The sequence below is a fragment of the Stutzerimonas stutzeri genome, from assembly GCF_009789555.1.
In the GTDB taxonomy this organism is placed as follows: domain Bacteria; phylum Pseudomonadota; class Gammaproteobacteria; order Pseudomonadales; family Pseudomonadaceae; genus Stutzerimonas; species Stutzerimonas stutzeri_R.
Genome location: NZ_CP046902.1, coordinates 3,325,052 through 3,338,206, shown reverse-complemented (window position 1 = coordinate 3,338,206; position 13,155 = coordinate 3,325,052). Strand labels below are relative to the sequence as shown.

At 64.5% G+C, this 13,155-nt stretch carries 11 protein-coding genes; 3 read left to right on the top strand and 8 right to left on the bottom strand.

Annotation, left to right across the window (positions count from 1 at the left end):
- Window positions 1-1,134 carry an acyl-CoA dehydrogenase gene (locus GQA94_RS15265; RefSeq protein WP_158188816.1) on the top strand — a complete coding sequence of 378 codons (1,134 nt, stop codon included), beginning with the start codon at window positions 1-3 and terminating at the stop codon, window positions 1,132-1,134.
- 118 nt (window positions 1,135-1,252) lie between these two features.
- Here GQA94_RS15265 and GQA94_RS15260 read toward each other — a convergent pair whose 3' ends face one another.
- The 6 genes from GQA94_RS15260 to GQA94_RS15235 form a co-directional block, all read right to left on the bottom strand.
- Complete coding sequence (locus GQA94_RS15260) at window positions 1,253-2,329, bottom strand: CaiB/BaiF CoA transferase family protein (RefSeq protein ID WP_158188815.1); 1,077 nt, start codon at window positions 2,327-2,329, stop codon at window positions 1,253-1,255.
- A 130-nt stretch (window positions 2,330-2,459) separates the two neighbouring features.
- Complete coding sequence (locus GQA94_RS15255) at window positions 2,460-4,103, bottom strand: long-chain fatty acid--CoA ligase (RefSeq protein ID WP_423835324.1); 1,644 nt, start codon at window positions 4,101-4,103, stop codon at window positions 2,460-2,462.
- A gap of 149 nt (window positions 4,104-4,252) precedes the next feature.
- The gene (locus GQA94_RS15250; protein WP_158188814.1) at window positions 4,253-5,404 is read right to left on the bottom strand and encodes an acyl-CoA dehydrogenase family protein; all 1,152 of its coding nucleotides are present in this window, start codon (window positions 5,402-5,404) and stop codon (window positions 4,253-4,255) included.
- Between the two features lie 9 nt (window positions 5,405-5,413).
- Window positions 5,414-6,469 carry an enoyl-CoA hydratase/isomerase family protein gene (locus tag GQA94_RS15245; RefSeq protein WP_158188813.1) on the bottom strand — a complete coding sequence of 352 codons (1,056 nt, stop codon included), beginning with the start codon at window positions 6,467-6,469 and terminating at the stop codon, window positions 5,414-5,416.
- Window positions 6,470-6,471: 2 nt separating this feature from the next.
- Window positions 6,472-7,362 carry a 3-hydroxyisobutyrate dehydrogenase gene (gene mmsB, locus GQA94_RS15240; RefSeq protein WP_158188812.1) on the bottom strand — a complete coding sequence of 297 codons (891 nt, stop codon included), beginning with the start codon at window positions 7,360-7,362 and terminating at the stop codon, window positions 6,472-6,474.
- Between the two features lie 63 nt (window positions 7,363-7,425).
- On the bottom strand, window positions 7,426-8,937 hold the full coding sequence (locus tag GQA94_RS15235) for a CoA-acylating methylmalonate-semialdehyde dehydrogenase (protein WP_158188811.1): 1,512 nt from the start codon (window positions 8,935-8,937) through the stop codon (window positions 7,426-7,428).
- Window positions 8,938-9,157: 220 nt separating this feature from the next.
- Between GQA94_RS15235 and GQA94_RS15230 the strand changes: the two genes are divergently transcribed.
- Entirely contained in the window at window positions 9,158-10,948 is a 1,791-nt protein-coding gene (locus GQA94_RS15230) for a PAS domain-containing sensor histidine kinase (protein ID WP_158188810.1), read from the top strand.
- Entirely contained in the window at window positions 10,945-11,337 is a 393-nt protein-coding gene (locus tag GQA94_RS15225; protein WP_233270170.1) for a response regulator, read from the top strand. The genes GQA94_RS15230 and GQA94_RS15225 overlap by 4 nt, the downstream gene beginning before the upstream one ends.
- Window positions 11,338-11,366: 29 nt before the next feature.
- On the opposite strand, the gene GQA94_RS15220 is transcribed toward GQA94_RS15225, so the two are convergent.
- Together GQA94_RS15220 and GQA94_RS15215 are read right to left on the bottom strand one after the other, a co-directional pair.
- On the bottom strand, window positions 11,367-11,975 hold the full coding sequence (locus tag GQA94_RS15220) for a TetR family transcriptional regulator (protein WP_158188809.1): 609 nt from the start codon (window positions 11,973-11,975) through the stop codon (window positions 11,367-11,369).
- Between the two features lie 98 nt (window positions 11,976-12,073).
- On the bottom strand, window positions 12,074-13,147 hold the full coding sequence (locus GQA94_RS15215) for a putative urea ABC transporter substrate-binding protein (protein WP_158188808.1): 1,074 nt from the start codon (window positions 13,145-13,147) through the stop codon (window positions 12,074-12,076).
- Between the last annotated feature and the right edge of the window lie 8 nt (window positions 13,148-13,155).

Sequence of the window (13,155 nt, the reverse complement as noted above, 5' to 3'; positions counted from 1 at the left end):
ATGCTGCTCGACGACGACCAAACCAGCATCCGCGACATGGCCCGGCAGTTCGCCCAGGAGCGACTCAAACCCTTCGCCGCCGACTGGGACCGTGAACATCGCTACCCGGCCGAGGCGATCGGCGAAATGGCCGCGCTCGGCTTTTTCGGCATGTTGTGCCCCGAGCAATGGGGTGGCAGCGACACCGGCTATATCGCCTATGCCCTGGCACTGGAAGAGATCGCGGCGGGCGACGGTGCCTGCTCCACCATCATGAGCGTGCACAACTCCGTCGGGTGCGTGCCGATCCTGCGCTTTGGCAATGACCAACAGAAGCAGCGTTACCTGGCGCCACTGGCCAGCGGCGCGCAAATCGGCGCCTTCGCCCTGACCGAGCCGCACGCCGGCTCCGACGCGAGCAGCCTGCGCACCCGTGCCCGGCGCGATGGCGACAGTTATGTGATCAATGGCGCCAAGCAGTTCATCACCTCGGGCCAGCACGCCGGTACGGTGATCGTCTTCGCCGTGACTGACCCGGAAGCCGGCAAGCGCGGCATCAGCGCCTTCATCGTGCCCACCGATTCGCCCGGCTACCAGGTGGTGCGCGTCGAGGACAAGCTCGGCCAGCATGCCTCGGACACCTGCCAGTTGGCCTTCGAAGACATGCGCGTGCATGAATCCCAGCGCCTGGGCGAGGAGGGCGAGGGCTACCGCATCGCCCTGGCAAACCTGGAAGGCGGCCGCATCGGCATCGCCGCCCAGGCCGTCGGCATGGCCCGCGCGGCATTCGAAGCCGCTCGCGACTACGCACGTGAGCGAGAGGCCTTCGGCAAGGCGCTCACCGAGCACCAGGCCGTTGCCTTCCGCCTTGCCGACATGGCCACCCAGATCGCCGTCGCCCGGCAAATGGTGCTGCACGCCGCGGCCCTGCGCGAGGCCGGCCAGCCCGCCTTGGTTGAGGCGTCCATGGCCAAGCTGTTCGCCTCTGAAATGGCCGAGAAGGTCTGCTCGGCCGCGATCCAGACGCTGGGCGGTTATGGCTACCTGCAGGACTTCCCGGTGGAGCGAATCTATCGTGACGTACGGGTGTGCCAGATCTACGAAGGCACCAGCGACATCCAGCGGCTGGTGATCGCGCGAAATCTGGGGGAGTGAGGCGCGGCAGTCCGAATGACACAGGCACACCGATTAGCGAGCTGGCGTGCTGTTAGGCCCCTGACGGCTGAAGCCTTCTCGCGAACGGGAAGCGTGCTGTCACGATCGGCCTCTCAGCTCAATCCCAACCTGTTGCATCCCCCGAGTCCCGTATCGAGCCTGGCGTACGCGAAAAACGCGGCGCGGGCGCGGCGTGGAGGGCGCCGTCGATGTCGCGGTACAGGCCACGGGCCTGCATGTGCGGGTGCCGCGCGGCTTCCTCCAGGGTAAGCACCGGGGCGAAACAGGCGTCGGTGCCTTCGAGCAGCGCGCACCAGTCGGCCTGGGTTCGGCTGGCGAAGAGGGTGGCGAGCTGCTCGCTCTGTTCCGCCCAGCGGTCTGGATCGGAACAGCCCTGGCGCAGGCGCTCCGGCGCATCGATACGCTGCATCAGTTCGGCGAGAAACTGCGGTTCCAGCGGCCCGACGGCGATGTCGCGGCCGTCCGCACAGGTGTAGCAGCGGTAATGCGGCGCGGCGCCGGAGAGCAGGTTACGGTCGCGTTCGAGGGAGATGGCGCCGCTCGGCAGGAGCCCGGCGAAGAAGGTCATCATGGAGGACACGCCATCGACGATGGCGGCATCCACCACCTGGCCCTGGCCCGATCGTTCGCGTTCCCACAGCGCCGCCATGATGCCGAACGCCAGGTATAACGAGCCGCCACCGAAATCGCCGACCAGGTTGAGCGGCGGGATCGCCGGACCTTCGCGACCACCGATGGCCGCCAGCGCGCCGGTGATGGCCAGGTAGTTGATGTCGTGCCCGGCGCTGTGGGCCAATGGCCCGGTCTGGCCCCAGCCGGTCATGCGGCCGTATACCAGTCGCGGACTGCGTGCATGAACCTGCTCCGGACCGAGGCCCAGCCGCTCCATCACGCCGGGGCGGAAACCTTCGATCACTACATCTGCCGTTTCAGCCAGCGCCAGGCAGCGCTCACGCCCGGCGTCGGTGCGGATATCCAGTGTCAGCCGCTTGCGACCGCGATCGACCACCGGGTTGGGCCAGCCGTTGCCGCCGTCGCGTTCGATGCGCAGCACCTCGGCACCGAGATCGGCCAGCAGCATCGCGCAGTGTGGGCCGGGCCCGATGCTGGCGAACTCCAGTACGCGAAGGCCGAGCAGGGGGCCTTGGCGGGGTTGTGTGTTTTCTGTCGACATGGTCGGTTCCCGAGGCGTAGCGGGTGAGCACAGCGCGCGCAGCCCGCGCGTTGGTCCGGGCGGGTGGATTGGCGGAGCCTGTCCACTCGCGTCGTCATTCGCACGAGGGCATGCAACCCGCTCCGGCGGCCTAGTGGCCTACGGCGCTCGCGCTCATCTCAAGCAGGTGGTTGCGGTAGCGATCACGCAGGGTCTTTTTGTCGATCTTGCCGGTGGCGGTCAGCGGTACCGCATCGAAGATCACCGCATCGGGCATCCACCATTTGACGATCTGCGGCTCGAGGTACGCGAGTACCGCCTCGATGCAGATATCCGCATCGTCGTGGGGCTCGATGATGAGGATCGGACGCTCCTCCCATTTTTCGTGGGTCACGCCGACCACCGCGGCAATACGCACGCCCGGGCAACCCACCGCGAAGTTCTCGATATCGATGGAGCTGATCCACTCGCCACCGGACTTGATCACGTCCTTGCTGCGGTCGGTGATGCGCATGTAGCCGTTGGGGTCGAGGGTGGCGATGTCGCCGGTGTCGAACCAGCCATCCTCGTCGAGTGCGCTGGTATCGCTGCGGAAATAGCGTTCGACCACCCAGGGGCCGCGTACCAGCAACGCGCCTGAACTGACACCGTCATGGGGCAGTTCATTGCCCGCTTCGTCGACGATCTTCAGCTCGATGCCGAATTGCAGCCGGCCCTGGCGGGTCCAGATGGCTTCGTTGGTGGCGGCTTCGCCCATGGCGGCGAGTTTGGGCGTCGGGGTGGCGACCACGCCGAGCGGGCTGGTTTCGGTCATGCCCCAGAGCTGGCGGACGCTGACGCCATAACGGGTTTCGAACTTCTCGGCCAGCGCCCTGGGTACGGCGGAGCCGGCGATCACCAGGCATTTGAGGTCGCCCGTTCCCTCTCCGGTGCGCTCAAGATGGTTGAGGTACATGGTCCAGATCGTCGGCACCCCGCCGGAAAAGGTGACGCCTTCGGCCTGGATCAGCTCCTGCAGGCTGGCGCCGTCCATCTTGTCGCAGGGCAGGACGAACTTGCTGCCACTGATGGCGGCGGTGAAAGGCACGCCCCAGGCGGTGGCATGGTAGAGCGAGGAGCAGGGCATGATGCAGTCGAACGCGGAGAAGCCGAAGGCGCCGGTGAGGCCCGCGGCCATGGCGTGCAGGACAACGGATCGGTGGCTGTAGACCACACCTTTCGGGTTGCCGGTGGTGCCGGAGGTGTAGCAGAGCATGGCGCCCGCGTTCTCATCGAACTGCGGCCAGTCGGTGACGGGTTGCTCTTGGGCGAGCAGGGTTTCGTAGCTCAGCGCACCCACCTCGCCCGGTTCGGTGCGTGGCGCGTCGGACAGCATGATGAACGTGCGGATCCTGTCCAGGTGAGGACGCACACGCTCGACAAGGGCAAGGAAGCTGCGGTCGAACAGCAACACGCCGCTGCCGGCATGGTTGAGGGTGTAGATGATCTGTTCGTCCGACAGTCGGGGGTTGGCCGTATGCAGGACGGCGCCGATGCCGGGTACGGCAAAGAACAGTTCGAAATGACGATGCGTGTTCCAGGCGAGCGATGACACCAGATTGCCCGGCTGTACCCCAAGGCTGCGCAACATCGCGCCGGCCTGTCCGGCTCGCCTCGCGAGGCCCGCGTAGTCGTAGCGCCACAGCGGCTCATCCACCAGGCGCGAAACGATTTCCCGGTCGCCGTGCGCAGCGGCCGCGTGGGTCAGGATGCCGCTGATCATCAGCGGGGTCTGCTGCATCGTACCTTTGAGCATCTTCGTATCCTTCTTATTGTTGTCGTGGCCGCGCTTGCCGACAGCGCCGCTCGGAATACTGCATCGAGGTGTTCAGTCTGGTTGTTCGCCCTGTGCTCGCCGATCGTTGACCGGCGGCCGGCTCTGATCGCGCATTCTGGCTCGGTCGGTCACACCCCGTAGTGGCGCAACTCACGGGCGATCAACAGGCGCTGGATCTCGCTGGAGCCTTCGTAGATCTGGGTAATCCGCGCGTCGCGGTAGTAGCGTTCGACCGGATAGTCCTCCAGATAGCCGTAGCCACCGTGAATCTGCATGGCTTTGGAACAGACGTACTCGGCGACTTCCGAGGCGAACAGCTTGGCCTGGGAGGCTTCGGACAGGCACGGCAGATTGGCGCTGCGCAGACGCGCGGCATGCAGGATCAGCAGGCGCGCGGCGTTGAGTCGTGTATGCATGTCGGCGAGCATGTTGGCCACGCTCTGGTGTTCGATGATCGGCTTGTCGAACTGGACGCGCTCGCGAGCGTAACCCAGCGCAGCCTCGAACGCCGCGCGGGCGATGCCCAGCGCTTGCGCGCCGATGCCGATGCGCCCGCCCTCGAGGTTCGACAGGGCAATCGCCAGCCCCTTGCCGCGCGGGCCGAGCAGGTTGGCCTCGGGCACGCGGCAGTCGCGCAGGGTCACGCCGCAGGTGTCCGAGGCGCGAATGCCCATCTTGCTTTCCATGCGGTCGACGATGAAACCGGGATTGTCGGTGGGCACCAGGAACGCCGACAGGCCTTTCTTGCCCAGCGCCGGGTCGGTGACCGCGAAGACGATGGCGATCTTGGCGCGCTTGCCGTTGCTGACGAACTGCTTGGCGCCGTCGATCACCCATTCGCCGTTCTCGAGGACGGCACGGGTGCGCAGATTGTGGGCTTCGGAGCCGGCCTGGGGTTCGGTGAGGGCGAAACAGCCGATGGCGCGGCCCGCGGCGAGATCGGGGAGCCATTCGTCCTGTTGTTGCGGCGTGCCGAAGTTCAGTATCGGACCGCAACCGACCGAGCTGTGGATGCTCATCAGGGCGCCGATGGCCCCGTCGCCCGCCGAAATTTCCTCGACGGCCAGTGCGTAGGCGACGTAATCGATATAGGTCCCGCCCCATTGCTCGGGAACGATCATGCCCAGCAGGCCGAGTTCCCCGAGCTGCGTGACGGTCTCGTCGCCGATCCAGCCGGCCTGTTCCCAGGCCCGTGCCTTTGGGGCGATTTCGGCGCGGGCGAAATCGCGCGCCATGTCGCGGATCATCCGCTGTTCTTCACTCAGTTCGATGTCGTGCATGAACGCTCCTCAGGCACCGGCGAAGAAATCGGCAACATGGCGCGGTGTCACTTCGTCAAGCGTAGGCGGGTTCCAGCGCGGATTCCTGTCCTTGTCGACGATCAGCGCGCGAACGCCTTCGATGATGTCGCCTCGATCGAACCATTGGCGGTCCAGGTGCAGCTCCATGCGAAAGCACTCGGCCAGGGACAGCTCGCGACCGCGGCGGAGCATTTCCAGCGTCACGCTGACGGCCAGCGGCGAACGGCTGTCGATGACCTTCAGCGTTTCTGCCGCCCAATCGCGGTACTCGGCGCGGTGCTCGTCGGCGAGCGACTGGCGGATGGCGGCGATGCTTTCATGGGCGAAATGCTTTTCGATGGCAGGGAAGAGGGTCTTGAACGGGGCGTCAGGCAGTTCGGCGCTGCCCATCGAGCCGAGCAGGGCGCTGAGCACCTCGTGGGGCGGTGCGTTCCAGTCCTGCTGATCCAGGCATCGCTCCAGCTCGCCGAAACGTTCGAAGGGTACGCAGTAGTCGGCGAGTCCCGCATAGAGCGCATCGGCGGAGCTTACATGGTTGCCGGTCACGCCCATGTAGATGCCGAGGTTGCCCGGCAGGCGCGGCAGAAAATAGCTGCCGCCGACGTCGGGGAAATAACCGATGCCGACCTCTGGCATGCCCATCCGTGTGCGTTCGGAGATCACCCGCAACGATGCGCCCTGGACCAGCCCCATGCCGCCGCCGAGCACGAACCCGTTCATCAGCGCCAGCAGGGGCTTGCTGTAGGCATGGATGTACTGGTCGAGCGCGTATTCTTCCTCGAAGAACACCCGGTGCAGGCGCTCGCCGTTCTGGTAGCTGTCATACAGCGAGCGGATGTCGCCGCCGGCGCAAAAGGCTTTTTCGCCCGCGGCGCGCAACACCACGGCGACGATCTGCTGGTCGTCCGCCCAGTCCTGCAATTGGCGGTGGAGGCTGCGTATCATCGGCAGCGTCACGGCGTTCAGCCCGGCCGGGCGGTTGAGGGTGAGGTAGCCAACACGATTACGCACCTCGATCAGTACCGGCGCTTCTGCCTGGGTCATGCTCAATGCTCCTGACGGTAGAGTTTGATGATTGCGGAGAAGTCCAGCGTACCGTTGCCCTGCATGCTGAAGGCCTGGTACAGCTGCTGCGCGAGACCGCCGAGGATAACCGGCTGGCGCACCTGCCTGGCCGCTTCAGCGGCGAGACCGAGGTCCTTGAGCATCAGATCGGTGCCGAAGCCGCCGCTGTACTCGCGCGAGGCCGGGCTGTTCTCCACCACGCCGGGGAACGGGTTGTAGACTTCCGTACTCCAGCAGCGCCCGCTGGACGAGTTGATCACGCCGGCCAGGACCTTGGCATCCATTCCCAGCGAGACGCCCAATGACATGGCTTCGGCGGCGCCGATCATGGAGATCCCGAGCAGCAGGTTGTTGGCCACCTTGGCCACCTGGCCGTTACCGGTGCCGCCGCAGTGGACGATGTTCTTGCCCATCGTCGCGAGGATCGGCTGGGCCTTCTGGAAATCCGCTTCGCTGCCACCGACCATGAACGTCAGGGTGCCAGCCGCGGCGCCCACGGTGCCGCCGGATACCGGCGCGTCGATCATCGGGTTGCCATTGTTCGCCGCCGCTGCGGCCACTTCGCGCGCGGTCATCGGGTCGATGGTGGACGAGTCGATCAACAAAACCCCCGCCGGGACGTTCGCCAGCAGGCCGTCTTCACCGAGGTAGACCTGCCGCACGTGCGTCGCGGCGGGCAGCATGGTGATGATGACCTCGACATCGGAGCGGGCGACACCGGCGACCGACGTCGCCTGGGTCGCTCCGGCCTGCACCAGCGCATCGACCGCTGCGGTGCTCAGGTCGAATACACAGACCTGATGGCCCGCCTTGAGCAGATTGCGGGCCATGGGGCCGCCCATGTTGCCGAGTCCTAGAAAACCGATATGCATGGCCGTTTCCTTCTTGTTATAGGGCAATGGGTGGCGCCGACGATGGGTACGGCGCCGCCGCGGTTATTTCAGGGTAATGGTGGTGTTTACCGAGCCTCCGACCTCATCCTCGTCGAACCAGCGCTGGATGACGGTCTTGGTCTGGGTATAGAACTGCACGACCTGCTTGCCGTACGGACCGAGATCGCCGAGTTTCGAGCCGCGCGAGCCGGTAAACGAGAACATCGGCACGGGTACCGGGATCGGCACGTTGATACCGACCTGGCCTACGTCGATCTCTTCCTGGAAATGGCGCGCCGCCGCGCCGGAGCGGGTGAAGATAGCGGTGCCGTTGCCGTTCGGATTGGCATTGATCAGCTCGATGGCCTGGTCAAGGGTATCGACCTGCATCACGCAGAGCACCGGGCCGAAGATTTCCTCCCGGTAGATGCTCATGTCAGGCGTTACGCCGGAGAAAATCGTGGGGGCGACGAAATTACCCTTGGCGTAGCCCGCCACCTGCGGGCTGCGTCCGTCCAGCGCCAGTTCGGCGCCCTCGGCAACGCCGCGTTCGATCAGCGAGCTAATGCGATCCAATGCGGCACAGGACACCACCGGACCGACATCGGTACCGCTTTCGACGCCGGCGTTGACCTTCAGCGTCCTGGCCTTGGCGACCAGATCCGGCAACCAGTTCCGCGCCTCGCCGACCAGGATCAGGACGGACAGCGCCATGCAGCGTTGACCCGCCGCGCCAAAGGCGGCGCCGACCAGGTTGTTGAGTGTCTGCTCCTTGTGCGCGTCCGGCAGGACGATGCCGTGGTTCTTCGCGCCCATCATGCACTGCACACGCTTGCCCGCCTGGCTGGCGCGGTTGTACACATGGGTGCCGACCTTGGTCGAGCCGACGAACGACACGGCCTTGATGTCCGGATGGTCACAGATGAGATTCACCGCGTCGGCGCCGCCGTGGATGACGTTGAGCACGCCCGGCGGCACGCCGGCCTGCATCGCCAACTCGGCCAGGCGCATGGTCACCATGGGGTCCTGTTCGGAGGGTTTCAGCACGAAGGTGTTTCCGGTGGCGATGGCCATTGGAAACATCCACAGCGGAATCATCGCCGGAAAGTTGAAGGGTGTGATCCCTGCGCAGACACCGAGCGGCTGCAGCAAGGTGTAGGTATCGACCCCGCCGGCGACATTGTTGGCCAACTCACCCAGCTGAAGGTTGCCGATGCCGGCCGCGTGTTCCACCACTTCCAGCCCGCGAAACACATCGCCTTCGGCATCGGGCAGTGTCTTGCCCTGTTCGGCGGTGAGGATCGCCGCCAGCTCCTTCATGTTCTCCCGGATCAGTTGCTGATACTTCAGAAATATCCGGGAGCGAGCGCCGATCGGTGTCTTGCGCCATGTCTTGAAGGCTTGCTTGGCGCTGGCGACCGCGGCGTTCATTTCCGCTTCGGTTGCAAACGGCACGCGGGCCAGGACTTCCTGGGTCGCGGGATTGACGATGTCACGCCATTGGCTGGTGGACGACTCGACCAGCTCGCCGCCGATCAGGAGTTTGACTGTGGGGATGGCACTTGACTGGGTCATGGTGGGTCCTAGCGATTGTTGTTATTGAATTAAGGCCGGTCGTTTGAGCTTTCCTGATCCTAGAGTGCAAATTTATCTACATCAATGCGGGTTGGCGCATAGCAGCTCTGCATAAACGCACAGCGGCAGGTGGGCTCGCGGATGCCGAAGGGAGCCCCTGCAGATCGTGGCCCCTGGTTCTGTGCAGCGCGAGACCCAACTGTGACCTTGGAAACTATAGATGTTGAGTCCAGATAGTCCCGACGTAAGTCCGGTTGTCGACACACCCGGTCGCCCGCTGTCCTTCGATGATGCATTGCTGGACATGCTTCCAATCGGCGTCTGCTCACTTGACGCCGACGGTGCGGTATTGCGTTACAACCGGATCGCCGAGCAGATTTGCGGCGATGCCATCAAGGCCTACGGGCGGCTTCGCATTCTCTGCTCCGACGGCACCGAGTGGGCGTTTGACGATACGCCGTTGGCAGACGCGATCCGCACCGGGCGGCCCAGCCAGGACATTGCCTTGCTGATCGATCAGCCTGATCGAGGGCCAACCCCTGTGCTCGCCAATATCCAGGCTGTGCGCAACGGTACTGGAGCGGTCACCGGCGCCATCGTCTGCTTCCAGGCCAACACGCCGGCCCGGCAGTGCAATGCCGACCGTCGGCGCAGCGTCGAATGGCTCAGCGCAATCGTCGAGAACACCCCCGAGTGCGTAAAGGTCGTCGACCATGACGGCGTACTGGTGCAGATGAATCCGGCGGGCTTGCGCATGCTGGATGCAAAAACCCCGGAGCAGGTGGAAGGCCAATGCGTTTTCGATGTGATCGCGCCCGAGCACCGTGATTACTGGCGCGCCCAGCACCAGCGCGTCTGCGGGGGTGAAAAGCTCAACTGGGAATTCGACATCATCAGCCTGGGCGGCACCCGGCGTCACATGGAAACCCATGCCGTTCCCATGGCGATGCCGCAGAGTCTGCCCGGCGCGCCACGGGGTTTCGTGCAATTGGCCGTGACCCGCGATATCACCGATCGCAAGCGTCTCGAGGCGGCCACTCGAGAGGCGGAGCGGCGGTTGGCGAACCTGCTCGATGCGCTGCCCAGCGCCGTCTATACCACCGACGCCAGTGGCACGGTCACCTACTTCAACCAGGCCTGCGTGGAGCTGGCCGGGCGCGTCCCGGAGATCGGGGCCGACGAGTGGTGCGTCACCTGGCGACTGCATTGGCCAGACGGCACGCCGATGCCGCACGAAACCTGCCCCATGGCCGTTGCCTTGCTCGAGAACCGTGCCATTCATGGCGCCGAGGCCGTGGCCGAGCGGCCCGACGGTACGCGGGTGCCGTTCCTGGCCTATCCCACACCCTTGCGCAATGGCGCCGGTGAATTGGTGGGGGCGGTGAACATGCTGGTGGATATTACCGAGCGCAAGGTGGCAGAGGACCGTCGACAACTGCTGCTCAACGAACTGAATCACCGCGTCAAGAATACCCTCGCGACCGTACAGTCGATCGCGGCGCAAAGTTTCCGTCGTGACGAGATCAGCGACGGCTATCGTTGGTTCGAAGGGCGCCTGATCGCGCTATCCAGGGCCCATGACGTGCTCTCGCGGGAAAGCTGGCAGGCGGCGCGCCTGAATGACATCGTCGACCAGGTGGTCGCCCCGTTTCAAGCCAATGGCCGTCATCGTTTCGTTGCCGAGGGGCCGGTCCTGCGTTTGCGCCCCAAGGCGGCGCTGGCGCTGTCGATGGCGTTGCATGAGCTGTGCACCAATGCGGCGAAATTCGGTGCGCTGGTCAGCGAAGAGGGCCAGGTCCGCATTCAATGGCAGGTGGCGCCCGGTGCCAGCGGCGAGTGCGTCCGCTTGCACTGGAAGGAAGTCGGCGGGCCGCCCGTATCGCCCCCTCTTCGCCGGGGGTTCGGTTCACGCCTGCTCGAATACGGGCTGGCGGGCGAACTCGACGCGCATGTGCGATTGGCGTATCCGCTCGATGGGGTGGCGTGCGATATCGAGGTGCCGCTGCCGTGAACGACCGAAGCCTGAATATGAAGACCCAGCGCCTCGAACACCTGCGGGTGCTGGTCGTAGAGGACGAGGCACTGGTCGGCATGCTGCTCGAAGACATGCTGAGCGACATTGGCTGCGCGCACGTCGAAGTGCTCTCGCGCTTCAGCGATGGACTGCTCGCCGCCGAAACCGGCACCTTCGATCTGGCCGTGCTGGACGTCAATCTCGATGGCGTACCGAGTTTCCCGATCGCCGAGCGACTGATGGCCCGAAACATCCCGCTGGTGTTCGCCACGGGCTACGGCGCAGGCGGCATGGACCCTCGTTTTCTGAACATCCCCACCTTGCAGAAGCCGTTCTTTTTCGGCGACCTGGAGCGGATCGTGCACCAGACGCTGGATGTTGGCTGAACGATCAGGCGAGACAGTGCGCCAGCCTTTCAGCCTGGCTGAAACGGGGCCAGCAGTTGCGTGATGAAGAATCGCTGCTGTGTTTCCAGGTTGAACAACCGGGGGGAGAACAGCCAGCTGTGGGTGATGCCCATCAGGCCCGAGTAAAGAAACAGCGCGTGGGCGTGCGGGTCGGGACGGGCCGGTCCGCTGCTCGAACCGACCCCTTCGATCAGGCCTTGCAGCAACTGCACGATGTTGCGCGTCAGCCTGCGTTCGCGTTCGAGCGTCTCGGTCATCCGTTCGGTAAGCTCGGTCTTGTTCAGCAGGATTTCGAAGGATTGCCGGTGCCACTGATCGTCCAGCAGCAGGCGAAACCATTCGCTGACGAAATGCTCGATGGCTGCCAGCGGCTGATGCGCCAGGCTCCGGCTCTGCTCGATCAACTGCTCGAGGGGGCCTTGGGAATACCCGAGGACCGCCTGGTACAGCTCGTCCTTGTTCTTGAAATGCCAGTAGATCGGGCCACGGCTGAAGCCCGCCTCATCGGCGATCATCGCGAGCGTGGTGTTGGAATAGCCATTGCGGCTGAACAGCTCCAGCGCGGCGGCGATGACTTTCAGGCGTGTCTGCTCGGCGTCTTCTTTGGTACGGCGCATGGTGGTTCGGATCTGAGGTGAAGAAAGGCGGGGAGAATGGCTTGAAGCTGGTAGCGAGAGCAGGTCCTGAACGGTCCTGCATCCCGCTAACGGCCTGGCTACAGCTTTCCGTCAGCGGCCATCTGCATGTAGGAGGTATCGAAGCGCAGTTTGACGTTGGCATCGGAGCCGAGCAACTTGTCGCCCGGCATGGCGATGCCGACGAAGTCCACCGAATCGGCGCCATCACCCAGCAGGCCGTGATCGAAGGAGAACTGGCGAACGCTGTCCATCGCCTGGTAGGCCTCGTCGCTCTGGATGAAGCCCAGTGAGTCGGCCGGTTTCCAGAACATCTTCATGCCCTTGAGCTGGCTTTCGTAACCGGCCTGATCCGTCCCGGACGCCTGACCCAGCGCAGCACGCGCTTTGGCGCCTTCCTCGGTGTCGCTTTCCAGAATGGCCATCACTTCATACCAGGCACCCACCACGGCTTTACCGAAGTCGGGGTTGTCGGCCAGGGTTTCGCTGTTGACGATGGTCAGGTCCTTGATGTGCCCGGGAATCTGGCTGGAATCGAAGGCCTCGTGCGCGCCGGGCGTGGCCGCGACCTGATCGAGCAGCGGATTCCAGGTGACCACGTTGCGCACGTCCTCGGTGCCGAAAGCGGCCACCAGATCGGCGTCGGAGGTGTTGACCACCTGCACATCGCGCTCGCTCATGCCGACGCTCTCCAGCGCCTGCGCCAGCAGATAGTGGGAGACCGACAGCTCGACCAGATGGATCTGCTGGTCCTTGAGGCTCTTCAAGTCGGCGCTGTCCTTCATCACCAGCCCGTCGTTGCCGTTGGAGTAGTCGCCGACGATCAGCGCGGTGGTGTCCACGCCGCCTGCCGCTGGAATCGAGAGCGCATCCATGCTGGTGGCGACCACACCATCGAACTGCCCGGCGGTGTACTGGTTGATGGATTCGACGTAGTCGTTGATCTGGGTGATCTTCACTTCGATCCCGTACTTGTCCGCCCACTTCTTCATGATTCCGGACTCGTCGGCGTACTTCCACGGCATCCAGCCGGCGTAGATGGTCCAGGCGATATCGAAGCTTTTCTTTTCTTCAGCCTGGGCGGCAAAGGGCGACAGACCGGCGAAGACGACCGCACCGGCACAGAGCAGGCGCTTGAAGGTGTTGGCGTGCATGGTGAATC

Bases quoted from the DNA above. Each gene is read 5' to 3' on its own strand.
- GQA94_RS15265 (WP_158188816.1), top strand. From the start codon at position 1: ATGCTGCTCGACGACGACCAAACCAGCATCCGCGACATGGCCCGGCAG.
- GQA94_RS15260 (WP_158188815.1), bottom strand. From the start codon at position 2,329: ATGTCGACAGAAAACACACAACCCCGCCAAGGCCCCCTGCTCGGCCTT.
- GQA94_RS15255 (WP_423835324.1), bottom strand. From the start codon at position 4,103: ATGCTCAAAGGTACGATGCAGCAGACCCCGCTGATGATCAGCGGCATC.
- GQA94_RS15250 (WP_158188814.1), bottom strand. From the start codon at position 5,404: ATGCACGACATCGAACTGAGTGAAGAACAGCGGATGATCCGCGACATG.
- GQA94_RS15245 (WP_158188813.1), bottom strand. From the start codon at position 6,469: ATGACCCAGGCAGAAGCGCCGGTACTGATCGAGGTGCGTAATCGTGTT.
- mmsB (WP_158188812.1), bottom strand. From the start codon at position 7,362: ATGCATATCGGTTTTCTAGGACTCGGCAACATGGGCGGCCCCATGGCC.
- GQA94_RS15235 (WP_158188811.1), bottom strand. From the start codon at position 8,937: ATGACCCAGTCAAGTGCCATCCCCACAGTCAAACTCCTGATCGGCGGC.
- GQA94_RS15230 (WP_158188810.1), top strand. From the start codon at position 9,158: ATGTTGAGTCCAGATAGTCCCGACGTAAGTCCGGTTGTCGACACACCC.
- GQA94_RS15220 (WP_158188809.1), bottom strand. From the start codon at position 11,975: ATGCGCCGTACCAAAGAAGACGCCGAGCAGACACGCCTGAAAGTCATC.
- GQA94_RS15215 (WP_158188808.1), bottom strand. From the start codon at position 13,147: ATGCACGCCAACACCTTCAAGCGCCTGCTCTGTGCCGGTGCGGTCGTC.